Origin of the sequence: Limnohabitans parvus II-B4, assembly GCF_003063455.1 — a bacterium.
Classification (GTDB): Bacteria; Pseudomonadota; Gammaproteobacteria; order Burkholderiales; family Burkholderiaceae_C; genus Limnohabitans_A; species Limnohabitans_A parvus.
Genome location: NZ_NESN01000001.1, coordinates 768,854 through 788,383 on the forward strand (window position 1 = coordinate 768,854; position 19,530 = coordinate 788,383).

Here is a 19,530-nt window from a genome sequence, read left to right on the forward strand (position 1 = left end):
GCTAAGCAGCCATACCCGCCAACGCCCTCAAATAAGCCTCCCCACGCGCCTCAGCAAACAAGTCCAGCGCCAGCGTGAAGCCCGCCTGCACCACCAAGCCGATGCCGATGGCGGTGGCCGCGTCCCATTTGGAGAGGAACGCGATCAGGCAGGCCCCGAGCACCAGCAGGGCCAGTTCAACGCTTTTGTACAGTTTGAAGTTGGCCATCACCGTTTGCATGCGCTCGGTTTCGGCTTGTTTGAACTCGGCTAGTGAGCTAACGAGTTGAGTGCTGAGCTTGGCCAGTTGTGCATCGGTGCGCGCAAAAATGGTGGCACCCACCACCAGCTGCATCAGCGCCACCACCACCAAAGGCAGCGCCATCCAGCGCAGGCGGTGGCCGTGGGACCACAGCCAAACCGCCAGGCCTATCGCCATCAAGGCCGCCAAGATGAAGAGCACGCTTTCTTGCTTCTCCCCGACAAAATAATCCGTCATCTCTTTCACCATGTGCAGGTCTCCTGTGTTCATGTTCTGTGCCCCTCAATGCCACTGGGCGTCCATGCCCGCACGCCCCTGCCGATAGGCAGCAGGCGTGGTGCCCGTCCAGCTTCTGAAGGCCCGGATGAAAGAGTTGCTTTCCTGAAAGCCCAGCAGCCACGAAATCTCTCCGGCTGAAATGTCGGTGCGGCTCAGGTAATGTCGCGCCAGCTCATGCCGCACCTCGCTGAGCAGTTCTTGAAACCCCACCGACTCTTCGGCCAACTGCCGCTGCAAGGAACGCTTGCTGGTGGCCAAGCGCTGGGCCACGGCATCGATGCTGCTGATGCCTGCGGGCAGCGTCTCCAGCAACACGGCTCGCACCCGCTCGCGCAGGCTCGCTTGTGCATCCAACTCAGAGAGTCGGCTGTTGAGGGCAGGCTCAAACGCCGCCCACATGGCCATGTTGTTGGTCAAGAAAGGACGCCGCGCATCTTGCGCCGAGAACGTCATTTGGATCTGTTCAGAAGTGCCCAAAGCACAGCCCAGATAAGCCTGGTAGGGCGCCAGATTCAAAGGCACATCGGGCACCGAGGCCGCCAAGGGCTCGATCCGCTCACGCGTGCCCAAGCGCGCCAGTTGCGTGAAAAACACCAGCTCCGACACGCCCAAGCTGCGGGGAATCGGCTCGTCGCTGCCGTAGCAGCTGAGCGTGACCAGCGTGCGTTCGGCGCGAATGTCGACCACCATGTGCAAGGGGCACATCAGGCGTTTGTAATGCGCCAGCCGCTGCAGCGCGGTGTTCAGGTCGGGGCTGCACAGGCAGGCGAACATGGCCGGGTCAAAAGCCTCGACCGACATGGCCTGCGCGAGCTTCAAGGCCAGTTCGTCATTGCCTGCGGCCTGCTCCAGTCCGCGCCACAGGTCAAAGTACTGGGCGGGCGACAAACTCGCGCCGCCCGGGCGTGCAAACAGGTCACCCGGCAGCCGCGCCAGGCTCAGCACGTCGGCGGGGGCGTAGCCCATGTCCAGGATGAGCAGTTTCCAACCCATCTGCAGGGCAAAACGTGTGGCCTGTTTCACGGTGGGGGGCTTTCTGGCATGTAGGGAAGTTTCAACGGTCAGACTACTTGGCTTGGCTCATGATGGCCATGTCAAAGAGGCGGTCCCCGAAATACTTGCGGATGAACATCAAGGGCTTGGCCATTTTGCCGATGACGTAACGGGTTTTGGGTCGGCGCGAACGCACAGCCTGCAGTATGGCATCGGCCACCACCGAAGGCGGTGAGGCGGCACCCGCTTTGGCGTAAGTGCTGCGCATGGCCTTGGCCATGCCGTGGGCCATGGCGTGGTAAGGGCCTTGGCCCGAACGCGCCAGCATGGGTTCGAGCATCACGCCACCCCATTCGGTGGCAATCACACCGGGCTCAATGATGACCACCTGAATGCCCAAAGGTGCCAACTCGAGGCGCAAGCAATCGCTCCAGCCTTCCACCGCGTGCTTGGTGGCGTGGTACCACGAGCCCAACGGGGTGTACATCTTGCCGCCCATTGACGAGATGTTGATGACCTTACCCGCCTGTTGGCGGCGCATGTGCGGCAGCGCCAACTGCGTGAGCCGCGCCATCCCAAACAGGTTGACTTCAAACTGGTAACGGGCGTCGGCCAGGGTCGAATCTTCCATCGCGCCGTACATGCCAAAGCCCGCGTTGTTCACCAACACGTCGATGCCGCCATGGCTCGCAGTGATGGCGTTCACGACCGCGACGATGTCAGCGTCCACCGAAATGTCCATCTGCAGCGGTATCGCGCCCAGGGCCCGCAGGTCTTCCATTTGCGCCACACGCCGGGCCGCGACGTAAACCACCAAGCCCTCTTGCAGCAACCGTTTGGCCGTTTCTTTGCCCATGCCGGACGATGCGCCGGTGACGAGGGCCACCTGTGGTTTGAGTTGGGAAAAGGGGGATGTCGATGCCATGGAAAACTCCGTTTGTGCTTGTGTTGCGAATGGCGTCATGGTCGCTGCTGGGGCGCGAAGTGTCGCCATCGAATCACGCCAATGCGCATGCCGAAGATGCCAAGTCTCTTAGCTGCCGTTTAGGGGATAAGTTATTCGCTCAGGTCACAACTGTCTGCACTCCACAACGCCAATTCACTGACCTACACTGAGACCATGATTCAAGGCTTCGTTCAACTTTTCCTTTTTCAGGCGCTCGGCGAGCTGCTGTCCAAATTCGCCCTGCCTTTCATCCCCGGGCCTGTTTTGGGCTTGGTGTTGTTGCTTTTGTTTTTGTTCCTGCGCGGCCAAGTGCCCGCATCCATGGACCTGGTGGGCAACGGTATCTTGCAGCACCTGGGGCTCTTGTTCATCCCGGCATCGGTGGGCGTGGTGCTTTATTTGCCCGTGCTGAAGGCCAACGCATGGGCCATCACGGCGGCGCTGGTGCTGAGCGTGGTGGCCACGGTGGCGGTCACCGCCTTGGTGCTCAAACTGTTCGCCCAAAAGGACTGAGCGACATGAACAACGCCTTGCCGCCCATCTCCGACATCTGGGTCTACCTCTCAGGCAGCCCACTGCTGGCTTTGGTGCTCACACTCAGCGCTTACCTGCTGGGCCTCACGCTTTACGAGCGCAGCCAGCGCAACCCGCTGGCCAACCCGGTTCTGATTGCGGTGGTGCTGGTGTGCATCGGCATCAGCGTGATCGACATGCCCTATGCCCAGTACTTTGAAGGCGCGCAGTTTGTGCACTTTTTGTTGGGCACGGCCACGGTGTCGCTGGCCATTCCGATTTACAAGGGCTTTGCCTCTCTCAAAGGGCGCATGGGGGTGTTGCTTCTGTCGCTCATGGCGGGTGGCATCACCTCGATGCTGACGGCCGTGGGCATGGCGCGTTGGCTCGGCGTGGACGAAGCGCTGGTGCGCGGCTTGGTAGCCAAGTCGGTCACCGCGCCGATTGCCATGGGCATTGCCGAGCGTGTGCAAGCCTCGCCCACCCTGACCGCCATTTTTGCCGTCAGCACAGGAATTTTGGGCGCGGTACTCGGCCGCTATGTGCTGGACGCCCTGCGCGTGACAGCCTGGTGGCAACGCGGGTTTGCTCTGGGCGTGGCCGCGCACGGCATTGGCACCTCACGCGCTTTCAGCGTGAACGCCGAGGCTGGTGCCTATGCCAGCTTGGGCATGGGGCTGCACGGCATTGCGGGGGCGATGCTGATTCCTTATGCTGTGGCCTGGTGGTTTTGAACGCGGCGGAAATGGCGCAATTTGGCCATTCAGGTCAATTTGACAGACATAATCGGTGCTCCCCGAGCCATGCGCGCCCGCGTGTCGCACTCGCCGATTTCCGATGACCGCCCCAGCGCCATGCACCGCACCATTTTTGACACCCCCATCGTCAACACCACCCTTCGCGGCATCTCGCTGGGGTTTCTCAAAGTCACTGGCTGGAAAATTGAGGGTCAACTCCCTGAGGGGGTGAGCAAATGCGTGCTGATTGCGGCACCCCACACCAGCAACTGGGATTTGCCTTACACCTTGATGGTGGCGTTTGCCTTGCGCCTGCAGATTTACTGGATGGGCAAAAGCAGCATCTTCTCTTTTCCGTTTGGTCCAGTCATGCGCTGGCTGGGCGGCATTGCGGTCAACCGCTCGCAAGCCTCTAACTTGGTGGACTCTTGTGCGCAAGAATTGGTCAAAGCCGATGGCGCAGTGCACTTGGTGGTGCCGCCTGAAGGCACACGCAGCAAAACCCGCTATTGGAAAACCGGCTTTTATTACATCGCCCTGCAAGCGCAAGTGCCCATCGTGATGGCCTACATGGACTATTCGCGCAAGGCCAGTGGCTTGGGGCCTTTGTTCTACCCATCGGGGGACATCGAGAAGGACATGGTGGCCATCAAAGCTTTTTATGCCCCTTTCAAGGGCAAAAATGCAGACCTGTTTGAGACACCCCCTGAAAATCCATAGGTCTCTCACGCAATAGGCTAAGCACCCCTAGCAACGGCTGTTAGACCGATGACGAGGGGCAGCTGTTACCCCATCGCCCATTCACTCACTCGGTTTTGGCCCCTGCCTGAAACCATCGACCGAACAAGGCACGGTCTTCCTCGGTCAATCCTGTGGCGTTGCCCATGGGCATTTGCTTGGTCACCACCACTTGTTGGTACATGTTTTGAGCGTTTTGTTTGATCAACTCAGGGCTGTCCAGGCGCACGTTCTTCATTTGCACCTGCGCACCATGGCATGACAGGCAGTGCTGCCCCACCAGGCTTTGCACTTGTGCAAAGCTCACGGGCAATGCAGGCGCGGCAGATGCCTTAGGAGGGGCGGGACGCAAGGCCACGATCACACCCAAGATCATCACCACACCCACGGCCGCAAAAGGCCAAGGGTTGGCGGCGCGGCCCAGATGGAAGCCATGGCGTTGCACAAAGAATTGACGAATCAAGGCACCCGCCAACATCATCACAAACAGCAGCACCCAGCGCTGTTCATGTGTGTACAAGAAGCTGTAGTGGTTACTCAGCATCGCAAAGATGACGGGCAGCGTGAAATAGGTGTTGTGCACGCTGCGCTGTTTGCCGCGCTTGCCGTGGATGGCCAAGGCGTTCGCGTCATACGTCTCACCGCTGGTCATGGCCGCCACCACTTTGCGTTGGCCGGGGATGATCCAGAAGAACACGTTGGCGCTCATGGCGGTCGCGATCATCGCGCCCACCAACAAGAAAGCTGCACGACCGGCAAACAGTTCATTGGCCAGCCAGGCGCAAAACGCCACCACCACAATCATCAGGCCCGCAACAATCAGCTCACCGTTTTTACGGAAACCAAACACGCGGCAGATCGTGTCGTAAACCAACCAGAACGCAACCAGCAGGCCCACCGCAGCAGAACCCGCCACCACGGGCGACCAGTCCATCAAGGACTTGTCGATCAAAAAGGTGCCCGCGTTGTAGAGGTAAAGCACCGTGAACAACGCAAAGCCGCTTAACCAGGTGGAATAACTTTCCCAATAGAACCAATGGAGCTTGGTGTGGATTTTTTTGGGGGCCACCATGTACTTTTGCGGGTTGTAAAAACCGCCGCCGTGCACCGCCCACATGGCTCCGCCCACGCCTTTTTCGAGCAAGTCGGGCGAGTTGGGTTTTTGCAGGTTGTTGTCCAGAAAGACAAAGTAAAACGAGGAGCCAATCCAGGCGATGGCGGTGATGACATGCACCCATCGCAGCAACAAATTGGCCCATTCCAGAAAATACGATTCCATGAAGGATTCTCCAACCAGCTCACCACCGCGGGCCCTGTGAGCGGGTATTCGGTCGCGAACATGAATCCGGGGATTCCTGCGCCGCTGCGACCAGTGCACCGAAGTGTATACAATTTAAAGGTGCGTTTCCAGTCTTCCCATCCCTCTTTGGCCTAGGGGAAACGAGCATCTCCCGCTCAAAGCGTTTGCAAAAGTTGTGCCGCCACCGCAACGGCAATGACTTCAGGCTCTTTTCCCGTGATGCCTGGCACTCCAATCGGACAGGTGATGTGGTCGATCTCTTGGGCAGTGAACCCACGGTCTTCTAGGCGGTGTCGAAAGGTGGCCCATTTGGTCTTGCTGCCAATCAGGCCCACAAAAGGCAAATCACCCCGCTCCTTTTGGCGCTTCAAGCATGCAATCACAATGTCCAGGTCCTCAGCATGGCTGAAGCTCATGATCAGCACCCGGCTGCCAGGCGCAAGATCGGCCACCGCAGCCTGTACCGGGTTGGAGTGTTCACAATCCACCCCGTCAGGCACGTCGGCTGGGAAAATCTCGTCGCGGCTGTCCACCCAACGCACGGCAAAGGGCAAGTTGACCAGTGTGTGGACCAGGGCCTTACCCACATGACCGCCCCCAAACAAGGCCAAGGGCGTGCGGGGGGGTGTCAACTGCAGGCGCAGCCGAGGCAGGTCAGCAGCACTGACCTGCTCAAACACAAGATCGACGGCACCACCGCAACATTGCCCCAAGCTGGGCCCCAAGACCTGGTGCAAGTGGATTTGCTCGGTTTGCCCTTTCAAGAGGAGCCGAGCATGCGCCAGCGCTTGAAACTCCAGATGCCCACCACCGATCGTGCCCTGCTCAGCTTCGGCAAACACCACCATGTGCGTGCCAGGACCGCGGGGCACAGAGCCCTGCGTGGCTTGCACAGTTACCAGCACCGCTTTGTCGGTGTTCAGCCCTTGAAGGGCTTGCTCAATCCAATTCACGCTCATGTGTCCATTCAATGTTGAGGAATGCGGCCTGCTTGCTCATCCGACCCTGACGATGCCACAATCCACCACAGCTCAGAGTATGCCAAGGACAAGGTCTCAACATGACGCCACGTTTGCCAACCATTCACAAATACGTCAACCAAAGTTGGTTGACCCTGGGTTCCGCGGCTTTGGCATTGATCAGCGGCTGCAGCTCTCCCCCACCTCCGCCCGTGACACCGCAACCTGCGCCTGTCCCCATGAAGCCTGCAGCCAAAGTCCCCGAAAAAATCATGGCCCCCTCGTCGGGCCCCACATCTTTGGCCCGCAACAGCAAAGAGTATCGAAAGGACGCTGCCGGTCATCTTTACGGCATGCACGCCCACCGCATCTACAAAGGCCGCATGCCGCCTATGCTCGAAGCCGTGGGCGTCTTGAATGTGGACATTGACCAAAAAGGATCGGTCAAAGCGGTGAACTGGATGCGTGCACCCAAACATGTGCCCCACGTCATGGCAGAGATCGAGCGCATGGTGAAAGCCTCAGCCCCCTACCCCGTGCCCAAACACATGAGCCAAGTCACCTACACCGATGTCTGGCTGTGGCACAAAAGCGGCAAATTTCAGCTCGACACCCTGACAGAAGGTCAAGACTGAAGCGCTGGACCTGCTGCCACCCGGCAGTTTCAAGCCGCCTGAACCTGCTCGTGTGCAGCACCGGGCAACAGGGTCAAAATGAGCGTAGTGGCCACCGAAAAGCCCGCCAGCAGCAAGAGAGAGCTGCCAAAGCCCATGGCCTTGACCACAGGCCCCAAAGCCCAAACCGACAAAGAACTCACCGCAAATGACACGCCAAGGCGCATGCCCGAAACGCGTGAGCGCAAGCGGTCGTCCACATAACGGGCGATCATGAAATCGGTAAAGGGAATTGCCCCGAAGATGAACACCATCAGCCCGATGAGCGCTGCAAACAACCACCAGCCCTGCGCTTGAGAGGCCAGCACCAGCATGGGAATTTGCGCTATCACCATGAACATGAAAAAACGCTTGAGTGGGAAACGGTTGATCAGATGCCCCACCACCACCTGGGCAAGCGAGGCCACGGCATAGACCAAGGCCAGTAGCAGGCCCAGCGCAGCTGGGTCTTCCATCACACCCTGAAAGCGCTCAGCCAACAAGGGCCCATTGCCGTTGGTGGTGAAGTTGAACAACACGCTGCTGGTGATGGCAGCAGCCGTCATGACCACCAGCGCACGGGCCAGCAAGGGCGCGGGCAAACTCACCTTGGCCCCGCCCTTGCGCTTGGCGGGTGACGAGACCTCTTTCGGGCACGCGCGTGCGAAGACCCAACCGCAAAGCAACGCCGCCAGGCCCGGCAAAACAAAAGCCGCCCGCCAGCCTTGCCACTGGATCAAAAAGCCGGTGAGCAAAGCCGCCACGGCCACACCCAGATTGCCCGCCAGGCCATTGAACCCGATGGTTGCGCCCGGATTCGACGAACGCTCGAGCAGCATAGGAATGCCTACGGGGTGGTAAATGGCAGCAAAGACACCGATCAGCGTCAGACAGGCGGCCAACTGCCAAGGCGTTTGCGCAAAGGCCGTGAGGATGGAGGCAGCGCCAATGCCAAAGAAGAAAACCAACATCATGCTGCGGCGGCCCCACAGATCGCCCAAGCGCCCGGCGGGCAAAGAACCCAGACCGAACATGAAAAACGCACCCGCACCGTAAGGCATGAGGTCTTGCCATTGGGCCAAACCCATGTCGAGGGCGATGGTGCTGACTGCCGCTGCAAAAATTAGCAAGAACAAATGGTCGAGCGCGTGTGCGATGTTGAGCAGGCCACGCACCATGCGAGGGTGGTCGGCGTCTTGTTCAGGCAAAGGGGCAGCAGAAGGGGTCAAGGTCGTCATGGTCAATGTCAGCTTTCGACTTCGTCTTGGGAAACAGGCTGTGGGCAACCCGGCCAAGCACCAAGACTGTGCGCTCAAGGCCGCTTGTGCGCTGTCGCTTTGGTCACAGTTTATAAGTAGCAGGCACCTTCACAAAGGCTTATTGGCTGGGGCTTTGGCGTCCCAGATGTGCGCCCGCCAATACACCGCCATGGCACCCGTGAGCAGCAAGCCCAGGACCGAATACGCACCAGCCGTGGCGTCATAGCCCCAGCGCTCAATCAAGGGGCCCGACAGCAGCAAACCCAAAGGCAGGCCCCAGATGGCCAGCATGCGCATGCCCATCACGCGGCCGCGGTAGGCGGGCTCGGTCACGCGCAGCATCACGGCCGCCAGCGGCGTCATGCTCAGGCTTTGCGCCAAGCCCGCCACCCACAACATGGCCATGCCCACCCCCAAATGGGTGCTGAAGGCCAGCAGCACATCCACCGCAAACCACACCGCCCCGGCCAGCACCATGGTTTGCGCGGCGCGAAACGCAAAGCGGTGTGAACTCAGCACCACCGAACCCACCAGCCCGCCAAAGGCAAAGCTCGCCCCCAACCAGCCCAGGCCCGTCTGGTCAGTCATGTAAATGTTTTTGGCCACATAGGGGAGCAAACCCAATGAAAAGGGAAAGGCCAGCAGGTTGACCAAGAAGGCCAAGGCCATGGCCGCCATCAGCACCGGGCGCGTCCACACGTAAGCAAAAGCCAGCTGCAAATCCCGCACGGGCGACACGGACGACAGGGGTGGAGCATCTTTGGCGGCTGTTGGCGCAGGCCCATCGGCCACGCCGCGCGACAGCACAAAACTGAGGGTGTAGAGCGCGGTGATCAGCGCGTATGCCCAGGTCATGCCCAGCCAGGCGACCACGCCTGCCCCCGCCAAAGCACCCGCGATGCGGGCCGAATCCGAGGTGATGCGCGAGATGCCCAAGGCACCCAGCAAATGCCGGGACGGCAAAGTCTGCGCGATCAGCGCGTTGCGCATCATCATGTCAGACGGCCGCACCAGGCCAGCCAAAGCGGCCATGCACAACACGATCATGGGCGTGAGCGCTTGCAGCCAGGCCAGCAGCATGAAGGTGGCGGCCAGCGCTGCATAGAGCGCCCGTGACAAGTACAGCATGCGGCGGTAACCCAGCCGATCGCCCACCACACCAAACAAGGGCGAGACCAAAGAGCCCAAGTACTGCAATGAGCCAAACACCACCAGCATCATGACCGAGCCCGACTCGACCAGGATGAACCAGCCCAGCACGATGGACTCCATCTCGAAGGCCCAGGAGGTGGCCAGGTCGGCAGGCCACTGAAAGCGGAAACTCCGGACCCGGAACGGGTCTCGCCAGTGCATGGCAGGTGGGGTTGTGGCCGGGGTGGCTGAAGAGGTCAACGTGGCGGCCTTGTGCCCAGCTGCAAACTCTGCAAGACCTCGCGCGAGTATGGGCTGGGGGTCATGCTGGGGCTGCGATCAATCTTGCCCAGCGCGAGAAGGCTGATGGGAGGGCTCGGCGTTTTGAGATTGGGATTTCGCTGGCGCAGGCTCGGCCATGAAACACATCTTCTCGCCATCCCAGCGCTGGCCGCACCAGCACAGGCCTTCGGCGTTGATGATGCAAGTGCCGGTGCCGCAGCACCGTGGATCGTCTGACATGGGCGGGCTCCTGTGGGCTGGATGAATCAAAATGACAGGATGCCTGAAACTGTTTCAGGCATCCGGCTCAACCCATCACAACCCTGCAGTGGCCTTGGCTTTTTCGCACGCCATCAGGATGCGCTCGGGCGTGGCCGGGGCGTCCATGTAAACCACAGCTTTGTGGTCGGCGCTGGCGGCCACCGCATCGCGCAAAGCGAAGAAGGCCGACAAGCCCAGCATCAAAGGCGGCTCGCCCGTGGCTTTGCTGTTGAAAGGCGTGGGCTTCAAGTTGGCGTTGTCAAACAGGGTCACATTGAAGTGCTCTGGGATGTCGCCCGCCACCGGAATTTTGTAAGTGCTCGGGCCGTGGGTGAGCAGCTTGCCCTTCTTGTCCCAAATGCACTCTTCCATGGTGAGCCAGCCCATGCCTTGCACATAAGCGCCTTCGATCTGGCCTTTGTCCAATGCAGGGTTGATGCTGCGGCCAACGTCGTGCACGATGTCCACGGCCTTGAGCCACCACTCGCCCGTGCGGGTGTCGATCTCCACTTCGCTCGCGGCCGCGCCGTAGCAGTAGTAGTAGAAAGCGCGGCCATTCAGGGTGGCGAAGTCGTATTTGATTTCGGGCGTCATGTAGAAACCCGTGACAGAGAGGCCCACACGTTCCATGTACGCCTGCTTGGTCACATCGGCCCACTTGACGGATTTGCCGCCACCGTGAACTTCATTGTTTGCAAAGTTCACATCGCCTTCGGCGCAACCCAGCATGCGGGCCGCCACGGGCTTCAAGCGCTCGCGCATTTGCGCGGTGGCATTCATGATGGCCGCGCCGTTGATGTCGGCACCGCTCGAAGCGGAGGTGGCCGATGCGTTGGGCACTTTTTGTGAATCGGTCGCGGTGATGCGCACATGGTCCACGCTGATGCCCAAACCATCGGCACACACCTGCGCCATCTTGGTGTTCAGGCCCTGGCCCATTTCGGTGCCGCCGTGGTTGCAGCTGACCGAGCCGTCCATGTAGACCACCAGCAATGCGCCGCCCTGGTTCAGGTGAGTCGCAGTGAAGCTGATGCCGAACTTGAGCGGCACCAAGGCCAAACCACGCTTGCGGGTTTTGCTCTTGGCGTTGAAGGCATGCACAGCGGCGCGGCGCTCGGCGTATTTGGATTCCTGCTCCACCTGGTCGATCACCTTGTCGCCCACCCAGTCTTCAATCAACTGGTTGTATTGGGTGGTCATGGTGTCGGGCGAGCCGCTGATGGCGGGGTCTTTATACAGATTGAGCTTGCGCACTTGCAGTGGGTCTTTGCCCAAAGTCATCGCAATCTCATCCATCACCGTCTCGATGCCGAACATGCCTTGTGGGCCGCCGAAGCCCCGGAAAGCTGTGGCGCTTTGGGTGTTGGTTTTGCAGCGGTGGCTGACCAGCTTGAGCGCGGGCAGGTGATAAGTGTTGTCGATGTGCAAGCAAGCACGGTCGTTCACCGGGCCCGAATAATCGGTGCTGTAACCGCAGCGCGACATCAGCGTGATGTTGGCACCCAAAACTCGGCCGTTGTCGTCAAAGCCCACTTCGTAGTCGATGCGGAAATCGTGACGCTTGCCGGTGATGGTCATGTCATCATCGCGGTTCACGCGCAGCTTGACGGGCTTTTGCAGCTTGTGCGCAGCCAGTGCGGCGCTCTGGCTGAAGATGCTGGCGTTGCCTTCTTTGCCACCAAAGCCACCACCCATGCGGCGGCAGATCACCTCCACATCGTTGGTGTGCAGGTTCAGGGCGTGCGCGGCTTCGCGCTGGTTGCCGTCGGGGTGCTGGGTCGACACGTACAGCGTCAGCTGGCCGTCTTCTTTGGGCACAGCGTAAGTGATCTGGCCTTCCAGATAGAACTGCTCTTGCTGGCCGGTGTTGGTGCTGCCCTTGATTTTGTGGGGCGCATTGGCAATGGCGGCAGCGGCGTCACCACGCGTGATGCCTTTGGGCGGCATGATGAAGCTGCTCGCGGCCATGGCCTCTTCGATGGTCAAGATGGGCGTGAGTTCTTTCACCAGCACCTTGGCTTTTTTGGCGGCTTCGCGGGCGTAGAGCATTTCACGCGCCACAACCACGGCCACGGCCTGGCCGATGAACTCGACCTTGCCTGCAGCGAGGAAGGGGTCGTCATGGATGATGGGGCCGCAGTTGTTTTCGCCGGGGATGTCTTTGGCGGTATAGACGGCCACAACGCCGTGCTCCTTGAGGATGGCTGCGCGGTCAATGCCGTCACCAATCAACTCGCCATGCGCCACAGGCGACAAGATGAGCGCGGCATACAAAGTACCTGCGTGCTCAGGGATGTCGTCGATGTAGGTGGCCGAGCCCGTGACGTGCAGGTGCGCGGACTCGTGAACGATGTCGGTGCCTTGCTGAACGCCCGAAGCGGGCAACAGGTTTTTAATGGGGGTAGGAGCGTTCATTCAAGCCACCTCTTTCTGTTCTTCAATGAATTCGAGCACCAGGTTGCGGGCGACCAAGGCGCGGTAGGCCCAAGTGGCACGCAGACCGTCGCGGGCGGTGAAGCTGGTGGCAATGGCGGCGTCCAGATCGGAGGCTTTCACGTCGGTGGGCACACGGCCTTCCAACACGGCTTCGAGCTTGAGCGCACGACATGGCGATGGGGCCAGGCCGTTGTAGGCCAGCTTTACTCCGCTCAGCTTGCCGCCTTGCAGCGTGTAGCTGATGGCTGCGCAAGTGGCCGAGATGTCTTGCTCAAAACGCTTGCTCACTTTGTGGGCGCGGAACACCTGGCCGGCCACGGGCTTGGGCAGTTCGATGGCTTCGATGAACTCACCGGGCTCCATCACGTTTTTCTTCATGCCGGTGTAGAAGTTGTCCAGCAGCACCTTGCGGGTCTTGTCGCCACGGCGCAGCACCAGGCTGGCCCCCAGTGCCATCAGGCAAGGCATGGTGTCGCCAATCGGCGAGCCGTTGGCGATGTTGCCCGCCAGCGTGGCGGTCGACCGGATGGGAGGCGAACCAAAGCGGCGCAGCACTTCGGTGAAGTCGGGGTAAGCCTGGGCCACCAGGGCTTCGACTTGGGTGAGCGACACGGCCGCGCCAATGCGCCAGGCGCTGGCGGTCTCGGTCACTTGGCGCAGTTCTTTGACGTTGCCCAAATACATGATGTGGTCAGGTCGGCTGAACTGCTTGTTGACCTGCAGACCAATTTCGGTGCTGCCCGCCAACAGCGTGGTGGTGGGGTTCTTGACCAGATAGTCGGCCACCTCGGCGAGGGTGGCGGGCGACACAAACTCATTGCCTTTGCGGGTTCGCACCACCGGCTGCACGATGATGTCGCCGTCCAGGCTCAGGGTAGGCACGCTGGCGCGTTGGATTTCTTTGAGCAGCGGCACATCGGCGCTGTCGTCGAGCTTGAGCGCCTCGGGCTTGGCACAAGCCTTGGTGGCCGAATCGATGATCGGCTTGTAGCCGGTGCAGCGGCACAGATTGCCGCTCAGCGAATCGGTGATCTGCTGGCGGTTGGGCATAGGCAAAACCTGCACCAGGTTCACCAAGCTCATCACGATGCCGGGGGTGCAAAAGCCGCACTGCGAGCCGTGGCACTTGATCATTTCTTCCTGCACCGGGTGCAGCGTGCCGTCGGCTTTTTTAAGGCTCTCGACGGTTTTGACCGATTTGCCGTCCAAAGAGGGCAGCAACTGGATACAGGCGTTGGTGGCCACATAGTCCACGCCCGTTCCTGCAGCATTGAGCTCACCCACCATGACCACACAAGCGCCGCAATCGCCTTCAGCGCAGCCCTCTTTGGTGCCAGTGCGGTGCAGCTCCTCGCGCAGGTAGTCCAGAACGGTGGTGGTGCGGCGCTCGCCTTGGGCTTCGACGATGCGGCCGTCGAGCACAAAGCGCACGGTGTTGGTGACTTGGGTCATGGTGCTGGGGGTGGGGTAAATAAACGGTAAGGCCCCGATTTTAAGGAATCGGGGCCATCGCTGGGCAGCTTTTCGAGGGATTAATTGGGATCTGACCCCAATTAAGCGTACGTCATGCCGAACTTGATCCGGCACCCAGGTTAATTGGGGTCAGATCCCCATTGTTTTATGAGCCCCGATAAGTCGAGTAACTCCAAGGGCTGGCCAGCAGGGGCACGTGGTAATGCTGGTCTTCATGGGCCACGCCAAAATCGAGGCTGACTTTGTTCAGGAAGTTCGGCTCGGGCAGTTCTACGCCTTTGGCTTTGAAGTAGTCGCTCACATTAAAGACCAGACGGTAGGTGCCTTTGCGCAAGCTGGCGTGGTCGTAGAGCATGCCGTCTGGGTTGCGCCCATCATGGTTCAAGGTGAAGCTTTTGACCAAGGTGGCTTGTTCGCCCTGCGTGGTGAAAAGGGAGACCTGCATGCCTGCGGCCGGGCAGCCGTGCATGGTGTCCAGTACGTGTGTGCTCAATCCCATGGTTTTGCTCGCTTGTGTTGAAGTAGGTTCAAAAGGGCGGTTTTGACAGGGCTTTTTTATCGCCCCCAAACCGGTCGACCGAAGTGTATACAATTTTGCTTTCGGCGGCTATGATTTGCGCCAACGACCCCAAAACAAAGGGCACACCAGCCTGAGAAACTGCGAGACATGGAAACTTCCACCACGCACCACATCGTCGAATCACTGACCCGCGCCATTGTGGAGCACCGGCTCTTGCCCGGCTCCAAACTGGCCGAGCAAAAGCTGGCCGACCACTTTGGCGTATCGCGCACATTGGTGCGCCAAGCGCTGTTTCAGTTGTCGCAAAACCGTTTGATCCGCCTGGAGCCCGCACGCGGCGCGTTTGTGGCAGCACCATCGGTCGAAGAAGCCCAGCAGGTGTTTGCCGTGCGCCGCATGTTGGAGGCTGAAATGACCCGCGCCTTTGTGCAGCAGGTCACGCCCGAACAAATCGTGGCCCTCAAGGAACACATCCAACAAGAGCGCGAAGCTGTGACGCAGGGCGACATCACGGGCCGGACCGAGTTGCTGGGCGACTTCCACGTGCGTATGGCCGAGTTGATGAATAACGACGTGCTGGCCCAGGTGCTGGGCGAGTTGATTTCGCGCTGCGCCTTGATCACGCTGATGTACCAGTCGCGCAACGAGGCCGAGCACTCCACCGACGAGCATGTGGCCATCGTGGCCGCCCTCGAAGCGCATGACGCTGACTTGGCCGTGCGCCTGATGCATGAACACCTGCTGCACGTCGAAGCCAGCCTGACCTTTGACCGCAAAGTGCCCACCCACGACATTTCCCTGGCCCTTGCCTGAGCCCTTAGATACGACCATGAGCACCTACGACTCCACCCTCCCCTACCCCCGCGACTTGAAGGGCTACGGCCGCCATGTGCCGCACGCGCAATGGCCCGGCGGCGCCCGCGTGGCCGTGCAGTTTGTCTTGAACTACGAAGAAGGTGGCGAAAACTCGGTGTTGCACGGCGATGCAGGGTCTGAGCAGTTTTTGTCCGAGATGTTCAACCCCGCGTCCTTCCCCGAGCGGCACATCAGCATGGAAGGCATTTACGAATACGGCTCACGGGCTGGCGTGTGGCGCTTGTTGCGCGAGTTCGAAAAACGCGGCCTGCCGCTCACCGTGTTTGGCGTGGCCACGGCGCTGCAAAAGCACGACGACGTGACTGCCGCATTCAAAGAGCTGGGCTACGACATCGCGTGTCACGGCCTCAAGTGGATCCATTACCAAAATGTCGACGAAGCGACCGAACGTGCCCACATGGCCGAGGCGATGGACATTTTGCAAAAGCTGACGGACGAACGCCCCTTGGGCTGGTACACAGGGCGCGACAGCCCCAACACACGCCGCTTGGTGGCCGACTTTGGCGGCTTTGAATACGACAGCGACTACTACGGCGACGACCTGCCGTTTTGGATGAAAGTGCGCAAGTCAGACGGCACCGATGCACCGCAGCTGATCGTGCCCTACACGCTGGACTGCAACGACATGCGCTTTGCGCTGCCCCAGGGCTATTCGCACGCCGACCCGTTCTTTCAGTACATGAAAGACACCTTTGACGCGCTGTATGCCGAAGGTGACCCGAATGGTGACAACGCCCCCAAGATGATGAGCATCGGCATGCACTGCCGCCTGCTGGGCCGCCCGGGCCGCATCACCGCGCTGCAGCGCTTTCTGGACCACATCCAGTCACACGACAAGGTCTGGGTGGCGCGGCGCATCGACATTGCGCGGCACTGGAAAGCCACACACCCTTACCAGGATTGAACATGCTTTTGACATTGGAACAACTCAACAGCGCATCGCACGCCGATGCTGCGCTCATGCTCGACGGCCTGTACGAGCACTCCCCTTGGATTGCCGAGCAGGCACTGGCGCAACGCCCCTTCACCTCGCTGGCCCACCTCAAGCACGCCATGTGCGAAGTGCTGGCCCACGCTGGGCGTGACGCGCAGCTGGGCCTGATCCGCGCCCACCCGGAGCTGGCGGGCAAGGCCATGGTCAGCAAAACACTGACGGCCGAGTCGACGAACGAGCAAACCAAAGCCGGTCTGACCGACTGCACGCCCGACGAGTTTGCCAAGATCCAGAAGCTCAACGCAGACTACAACGCCAAGTTCGGCTGGCCCTTCATCCTGGCGGTGCGCGGCCCACGCGGCGTGGGCTACAACAAGCAGCAGATCATTGATGCGTTTGAGCGCCGCCTGCACGGCCACCCTGAGTTCGAGTTGGCCGAGTGCCTGCGCAACATCCACCGCATCGTCGAAATCCGCCTGAATGACAAGTTTGGCGTGGAGCCCACACTGGGCCATCAGGTCTGGGATTGGCAAGAAAAGCTGGCCAAACACTCCGACCCTGGCTTTGCCGAAGCAGGCCAACTCACCGTCACCTACCTCACCGACGCGCACCGCGCCTGCGCCCAGCGCATCACACACAACATGCGCGACTGCGGTTTTGACGAGGTCTACACCGACGCCGTAGGCAACGTGGTGGGTCGCTACCACCCTGCTACAGCTGGCGATAAATACTTGCTCACGGGCTCGCACTACGACACCGTGCGCAACGGCGGAAAATACGACGGGCGCTTGGGCATCTTTGTGCCCATGGCTTGTGTGCAGCAGCTGCACCAACAAGGCCAACGCTTGCCCTTCGGCATCGAGGTCGTGGCCTTTGCCGAAGAAGAAGGCCAGCGCTACAAAGCCACCTTCCTCGGCTCGGGCGCGCTCATTGGCCAGTTCAACCCCGCTTGGTTGGACCAGCAAGACGCCGACGGCATCACCATGCGCGCCGCCATGCAGCACGCGGGCCTGTGCATCGACGACATCCCCAAAATCCAGCGCGACCCGGCGCAGTACCTGGGCTTTGTCGAGGTCCACATCGAGCAAGGCCCGGTGCTCAACGAAGTGAACATTCCGCTGGGCGTGGTCTCGTCGATCAACGGCAGCGTGCGCTACCTGTGCGAAGTCATGGGCACCGCCAGCCACGCAGGCACCACCCCCATGGACCGCCGCCGCGACGCAGCCTGCGCCGTGGCCGAACTGGCGCTCTACATGGAGCAACGCGCCGCCCAAGACGGCGACTCGGTGGCGACGATGGGCCAGCTGCAAGTGCCCAACGGCTCGATCAACGTGGTGCCCGGCCGATGCCTGTTCAGCCTCGACATGCGTGCACCCACCGATGCACAGCGCGACGCGCTGGTGGCCGATGTGATGGCGCAACTCGACCAAATTGCCGAGCGCCGTGGCGTGCGTGTCAAAGCTGAACTCACCATGAGCGCCGCCGCCGCGCCCAGCGCCCCCGAATGGCAAGCCCGCTGGGAACGCGCCGTGAGCGCCTTGGGTGTGCCGCTGTTCAAACTGCCCAGCGGCGCAGGCCACGACGCCATGAAGCTACACGAAGTCATGCCGCAAGCCATGCTGTTTGTGCGCGGCGAAAACGCGGGCATCAGCCACAACCCACTCGAATCGACCACCAGCGACGACATGCAACTGTGCGTCGACGCTTTCACCCATGTTTTGAACCAACTCTCGCAGGAACTGTCATGAGCGCTACCGACACGCAATACCAACAACTCGACACCTGGATCGACGCGCACTTTGACGAGCAGGTCAAATTTTTGCAAGCGCTGGTGCAGGTGCCCACCGACACCCCGCCCGGCAACAACGCCCCCCACGCCGAGCGCACCGCTGAACTGCTCAAGCCCATGGGTTTTGAGGCCGAAAAACACGCCGTGCCCGAGGCTGACGTCCAAGCCTACGGCCTGGAGTCCATCACCAACCTGATCGTGCGCCGCAAATATGGCGAAGGCAAAACCATTGCCCTGAACGCCCACGGCGACGTGGTGCCCCCCGGCGAAGGCTGGACACACCCGCCCTACGGCGGCGAGATCCATGGGGGTGCCATGTACGGCCGCGCCACCGCCGTGAGCAAGTGCGACTTCTCTACATTCACCTTTGCCACGCGTGCGCTCGAATCACTCCAGGCCCCCCTCAAAGGCGGCGTGGAGCTGCACTTCACCTACGACGAAGAGTTTGGCGGCGAAATGGGCCCCGGCTGGCTGCTGGCCAAGGGCCTGACAAAACCTGATTTGATGATCGCGGCAGGCTTCAGCTACCAAGTGGTCACCGCACACAACGGCTGCCTGCAAATGGAAGTCACCGTGCAAGGCGAGATGTCGCACGCCGCCATCCCCGACAGCGGCACCGACGCGCTGCAAGGCGCGGTGCACATCCTGAGCGCCCTGCTCGCGCTCAACACGCAATACCTGCAAGTCACATCCAAGGTCGAGGGCATCACCCACCCCTATCTGAACGTGGGTCTGATCGAAGGCGGCACCAACACCAACGTGGTGCCCGGCAAAGTCAGCTTCAAGCTCGACCGCCGCATGATCCCCGAAGAGAACCCGGCCGAAGTGGAAGCCAGCATCCGCCAGACCATTGCCGACGCCGCTGCCAGCTTCAAGCCTCCACGCGGTGGCCATGAGCTGAAAGTGGACGTGCGCCGCATGCTGCTGGCCAACGCCATGAAGCCACTGGCGGGCAACCAACCGCTGGTCAGCGCCATCCAGAAACACGGCGAACAAGTCTTCGGCGAAGCCATCCCTGCCTTGGGAACGCCGCTTTACACCGACGTGCGCCTGTACGTGGAGCGCGGCATCCCCGGCGTGATCTACGGCGCAGGGCCGCGCACCGTGCTCGAGTCCAACGCCAAACGCGCCGACGAGCATGTGCAGCTCGATGACCTGCGCCGGGCCACCAAAGTGGTGGCGCGCACCTTGCTGGATTTGCTGGCCTGAA

19 protein-coding genes are annotated in these 19,530 nt (G+C 60.7%); 8 read left to right on the top strand and 11 right to left on the bottom strand.

Features of this window, described 5'->3' with window-relative positions; genetic code table 11:
* Position 1 precedes the first annotated feature (1 nt).
* Genes B9Z37_RS03550 through B9Z37_RS03560 form a run of 3 tightly spaced genes read right to left on the bottom strand, consistent with a single transcriptional unit; the run spans position 2 to position 2,438 of the window.
* On the bottom strand, positions 2 to 511 hold the full coding sequence (locus tag B9Z37_RS03550; RefSeq protein ID WP_108311622.1) for a hypothetical protein: 510 nt from the start codon (positions 509 to 511) through the stop codon (positions 2 to 4).
* A 12-nt stretch (positions 512 to 523) separates the two neighbouring features.
* Positions 524 to 1,543, bottom strand: a complete 1,020-nt coding sequence (locus B9Z37_RS03555) for an AraC family transcriptional regulator (RefSeq protein ID WP_108311623.1) — start codon at positions 1,541 to 1,543, stop codon at positions 524 to 526.
* Between the two features lie 43 nt (positions 1,544 to 1,586).
* Complete coding sequence (locus B9Z37_RS03560; protein ID WP_108311624.1) at positions 1,587 to 2,438, bottom strand: oxidoreductase; 852 nt, start codon at positions 2,436 to 2,438, stop codon at positions 1,587 to 1,589.
* Positions 2,439 to 2,633: 195 nt separating this feature from the next.
* Here B9Z37_RS03560 and B9Z37_RS03565 point away from each other — a divergent pair, with 195 nt between their 5' ends.
* The 3 genes from B9Z37_RS03565 to B9Z37_RS03575 all read left to right on the top strand — a co-directional run bounded on the left by B9Z37_RS03565 (position 2,634) and on the right by B9Z37_RS03575 (position 4,429).
* Positions 2,634 to 2,972 carry a CidA/LrgA family protein gene (locus B9Z37_RS03565; RefSeq protein WP_108311625.1) on the top strand — a complete coding sequence of 113 codons (339 nt, stop codon included), beginning with the start codon at positions 2,634 to 2,636 and terminating at the stop codon, positions 2,970 to 2,972.
* A 5-nt stretch (positions 2,973 to 2,977) separates the two neighbouring features.
* Positions 2,978 to 3,706 carry an LrgB family protein gene (locus tag B9Z37_RS03570; protein WP_108311626.1) on the top strand — a complete coding sequence of 243 codons (729 nt, stop codon included), beginning with the start codon at positions 2,978 to 2,980 and terminating at the stop codon, positions 3,704 to 3,706.
* Between the two features lie 120 nt (positions 3,707 to 3,826).
* Entirely contained in the window at positions 3,827 to 4,429 is a 603-nt protein-coding gene (locus B9Z37_RS03575; RefSeq protein WP_108311893.1) for a lysophospholipid acyltransferase family protein, read from the top strand.
* Positions 4,430 to 4,514: 85 nt separating this feature from the next.
* On the opposite strand, the gene B9Z37_RS03580 is transcribed toward B9Z37_RS03575, so the two are convergent.
* Positions 4,515 to 5,726 carry a urate hydroxylase PuuD gene (locus tag B9Z37_RS03580; RefSeq protein ID WP_108311627.1) on the bottom strand — a complete coding sequence of 404 codons (1,212 nt, stop codon included), beginning with the start codon at positions 5,724 to 5,726 and terminating at the stop codon, positions 4,515 to 4,517.
* Between the two features lie 176 nt (positions 5,727 to 5,902).
* Entirely contained in the window at positions 5,903 to 6,706 is an 804-nt protein-coding gene (gene xdhC, locus B9Z37_RS03585; RefSeq protein ID WP_108311628.1) for a xanthine dehydrogenase accessory protein XdhC, read from the bottom strand.
* Positions 6,707 to 6,918: 212 nt separating this feature from the next.
* Here xdhC and B9Z37_RS03590 point away from each other — a divergent pair, with 212 nt between their 5' ends.
* Positions 6,919 to 7,341, top strand: coding sequence for a hypothetical protein (locus B9Z37_RS03590; protein WP_240606605.1), 423 nt, complete (start codon positions 6,919 to 6,921; stop codon positions 7,339 to 7,341).
* 29 nt (positions 7,342 to 7,370) lie between these two features.
* Here B9Z37_RS03590 and B9Z37_RS03595 read toward each other — a convergent pair whose 3' ends face one another.
* From B9Z37_RS03595 to uraH, 6 genes are all read right to left on the bottom strand, one after another.
* Positions 7,371 to 8,597: an MFS transporter gene (locus B9Z37_RS03595; protein WP_240606606.1), complete on the bottom strand. Its 1,227-nt coding sequence runs from the start codon at positions 8,595 to 8,597 to the stop codon at positions 7,371 to 7,373.
* Between the two features lie 129 nt (positions 8,598 to 8,726).
* Entirely contained in the window at positions 8,727 to 9,971 is a 1,245-nt protein-coding gene (locus B9Z37_RS03600; RefSeq protein WP_108311630.1) for an MFS transporter, read from the bottom strand.
* Positions 9,972 to 10,088: 117 nt separating this feature from the next.
* Positions 10,089 to 10,271, bottom strand: coding sequence for a hypothetical protein (locus B9Z37_RS03605; protein ID WP_108311631.1), 183 nt, complete (start codon positions 10,269 to 10,271; stop codon positions 10,089 to 10,091).
* 75 nt (positions 10,272 to 10,346) lie between these two features.
* The gene (gene xdhB, locus B9Z37_RS03610; RefSeq protein ID WP_108311632.1) at positions 10,347 to 12,707 is read right to left on the bottom strand and encodes a xanthine dehydrogenase molybdopterin binding subunit; all 2,361 of its coding nucleotides are present in this window, start codon (positions 12,705 to 12,707) and stop codon (positions 10,347 to 10,349) included.
* Positions 12,708 to 14,180 (bottom strand): xanthine dehydrogenase small subunit, encoded by a 1,473-nt coding sequence (xdhA, locus tag B9Z37_RS03615; RefSeq protein ID WP_108311633.1) that lies wholly within the window; start codon positions 14,178 to 14,180, stop codon positions 12,708 to 12,710. It abuts the gene before it with no gap.
* Positions 14,181 to 14,346: 166 nt separating this feature from the next.
* Positions 14,347 to 14,700, bottom strand: coding sequence for a hydroxyisourate hydrolase (uraH, locus tag B9Z37_RS03620; RefSeq protein ID WP_108311634.1), 354 nt, complete (start codon positions 14,698 to 14,700; stop codon positions 14,347 to 14,349).
* A 168-nt stretch (positions 14,701 to 14,868) separates the two neighbouring features.
* Between uraH and B9Z37_RS03625 the strand changes: the two genes are divergently transcribed.
* The 4 genes from B9Z37_RS03625 to B9Z37_RS03640 are packed head-to-tail and all read left to right on the top strand — an operon-like array spanning position 14,869 to position 19,529.
* Positions 14,869 to 15,534: a GntR family transcriptional regulator gene (locus B9Z37_RS03625; RefSeq protein ID WP_205872531.1), complete on the top strand. Its 666-nt coding sequence runs from the start codon at positions 14,869 to 14,871 to the stop codon at positions 15,532 to 15,534.
* A gap of 16 nt (positions 15,535 to 15,550) precedes the next feature.
* Entirely contained in the window at positions 15,551 to 16,501 is a 951-nt protein-coding gene (gene puuE, locus B9Z37_RS03630) for an allantoinase PuuE (protein ID WP_108311636.1), read from the top strand.
* Between the two features lie 2 nt (positions 16,502 to 16,503).
* Positions 16,504 to 18,279, top strand: a complete 1,776-nt coding sequence (uraD, locus tag B9Z37_RS03635) for a 2-oxo-4-hydroxy-4-carboxy-5-ureidoimidazoline decarboxylase (RefSeq protein ID WP_108311637.1) — start codon at positions 16,504 to 16,506, stop codon at positions 18,277 to 18,279.
* The gene (locus B9Z37_RS03640; RefSeq protein ID WP_108311638.1) at positions 18,276 to 19,529 is read left to right on the top strand and encodes a M20 family metallopeptidase; all 1,254 of its coding nucleotides are present in this window, start codon (positions 18,276 to 18,278) and stop codon (positions 19,527 to 19,529) included. The genes uraD and B9Z37_RS03640 overlap by 4 nt, the downstream gene beginning before the upstream one ends.
* Position 19,530: the final 1 nt, after the last annotated feature.

Coding starts and splice junctions, on each gene's coding strand:
- B9Z37_RS03550 (WP_108311622.1), bottom strand. CDS start 511: ATGAACACAGGAGACCTGCACATGGTGAAAGAGATGACGGATTATTTT.
- B9Z37_RS03560 (WP_108311624.1), bottom strand. CDS start 2,438: ATGGCATCGACATCCCCCTTTTCCCAACTCAAACCACAGGTGGCCCTC.
- B9Z37_RS03565 (WP_108311625.1), top strand. CDS start 2,634: ATGATTCAAGGCTTCGTTCAACTTTTCCTTTTTCAGGCGCTCGGCGAG.
- B9Z37_RS03570 (WP_108311626.1), top strand. CDS start 2,978: ATGAACAACGCCTTGCCGCCCATCTCCGACATCTGGGTCTACCTCTCA.
- B9Z37_RS03575 (WP_108311893.1), top strand. CDS start 3,827: ATGCACCGCACCATTTTTGACACCCCCATCGTCAACACCACCCTTCGC.
- B9Z37_RS03580 (WP_108311627.1), bottom strand. CDS start 5,726: ATGGAATCGTATTTTCTGGAATGGGCCAATTTGTTGCTGCGATGGGTG.
- xdhC (WP_108311628.1), bottom strand. CDS start 6,706: ATGAGCGTGAATTGGATTGAGCAAGCCCTTCAAGGGCTGAACACCGAC.
- B9Z37_RS03595 (WP_240606606.1), bottom strand. CDS start 8,597: ATGACGACCTTGACCCCTTCTGCTGCCCCTTTGCCTGAACAAGACGCC.
- B9Z37_RS03600 (WP_108311630.1), bottom strand. CDS start 9,971: ATGCACTGGCGAGACCCGTTCCGGGTCCGGAGTTTCCGCTTTCAGTGG.
- B9Z37_RS03605 (WP_108311631.1), bottom strand. CDS start 10,271: ATGTCAGACGATCCACGGTGCTGCGGCACCGGCACTTGCATCATCAAC.
- xdhB (WP_108311632.1), bottom strand. CDS start 12,707: ATGAACGCTCCTACCCCCATTAAAAACCTGTTGCCCGCTTCGGGCGTT.
- xdhA (WP_108311633.1), bottom strand. CDS start 14,180: ATGACCCAAGTCACCAACACCGTGCGCTTTGTGCTCGACGGCCGCATC.
- uraH (WP_108311634.1), bottom strand. CDS start 14,700: ATGGGATTGAGCACACACGTACTGGACACCATGCACGGCTGCCCGGCC.
- B9Z37_RS03625 (WP_205872531.1), top strand. CDS start 14,869: ATGGAAACTTCCACCACGCACCACATCGTCGAATCACTGACCCGCGCC.
- puuE (WP_108311636.1), top strand. CDS start 15,551: ATGAGCACCTACGACTCCACCCTCCCCTACCCCCGCGACTTGAAGGGC.
- uraD (WP_108311637.1), top strand. CDS start 16,504: ATGCTTTTGACATTGGAACAACTCAACAGCGCATCGCACGCCGATGCT.
- B9Z37_RS03640 (WP_108311638.1), top strand. CDS start 18,276: ATGAGCGCTACCGACACGCAATACCAACAACTCGACACCTGGATCGAC.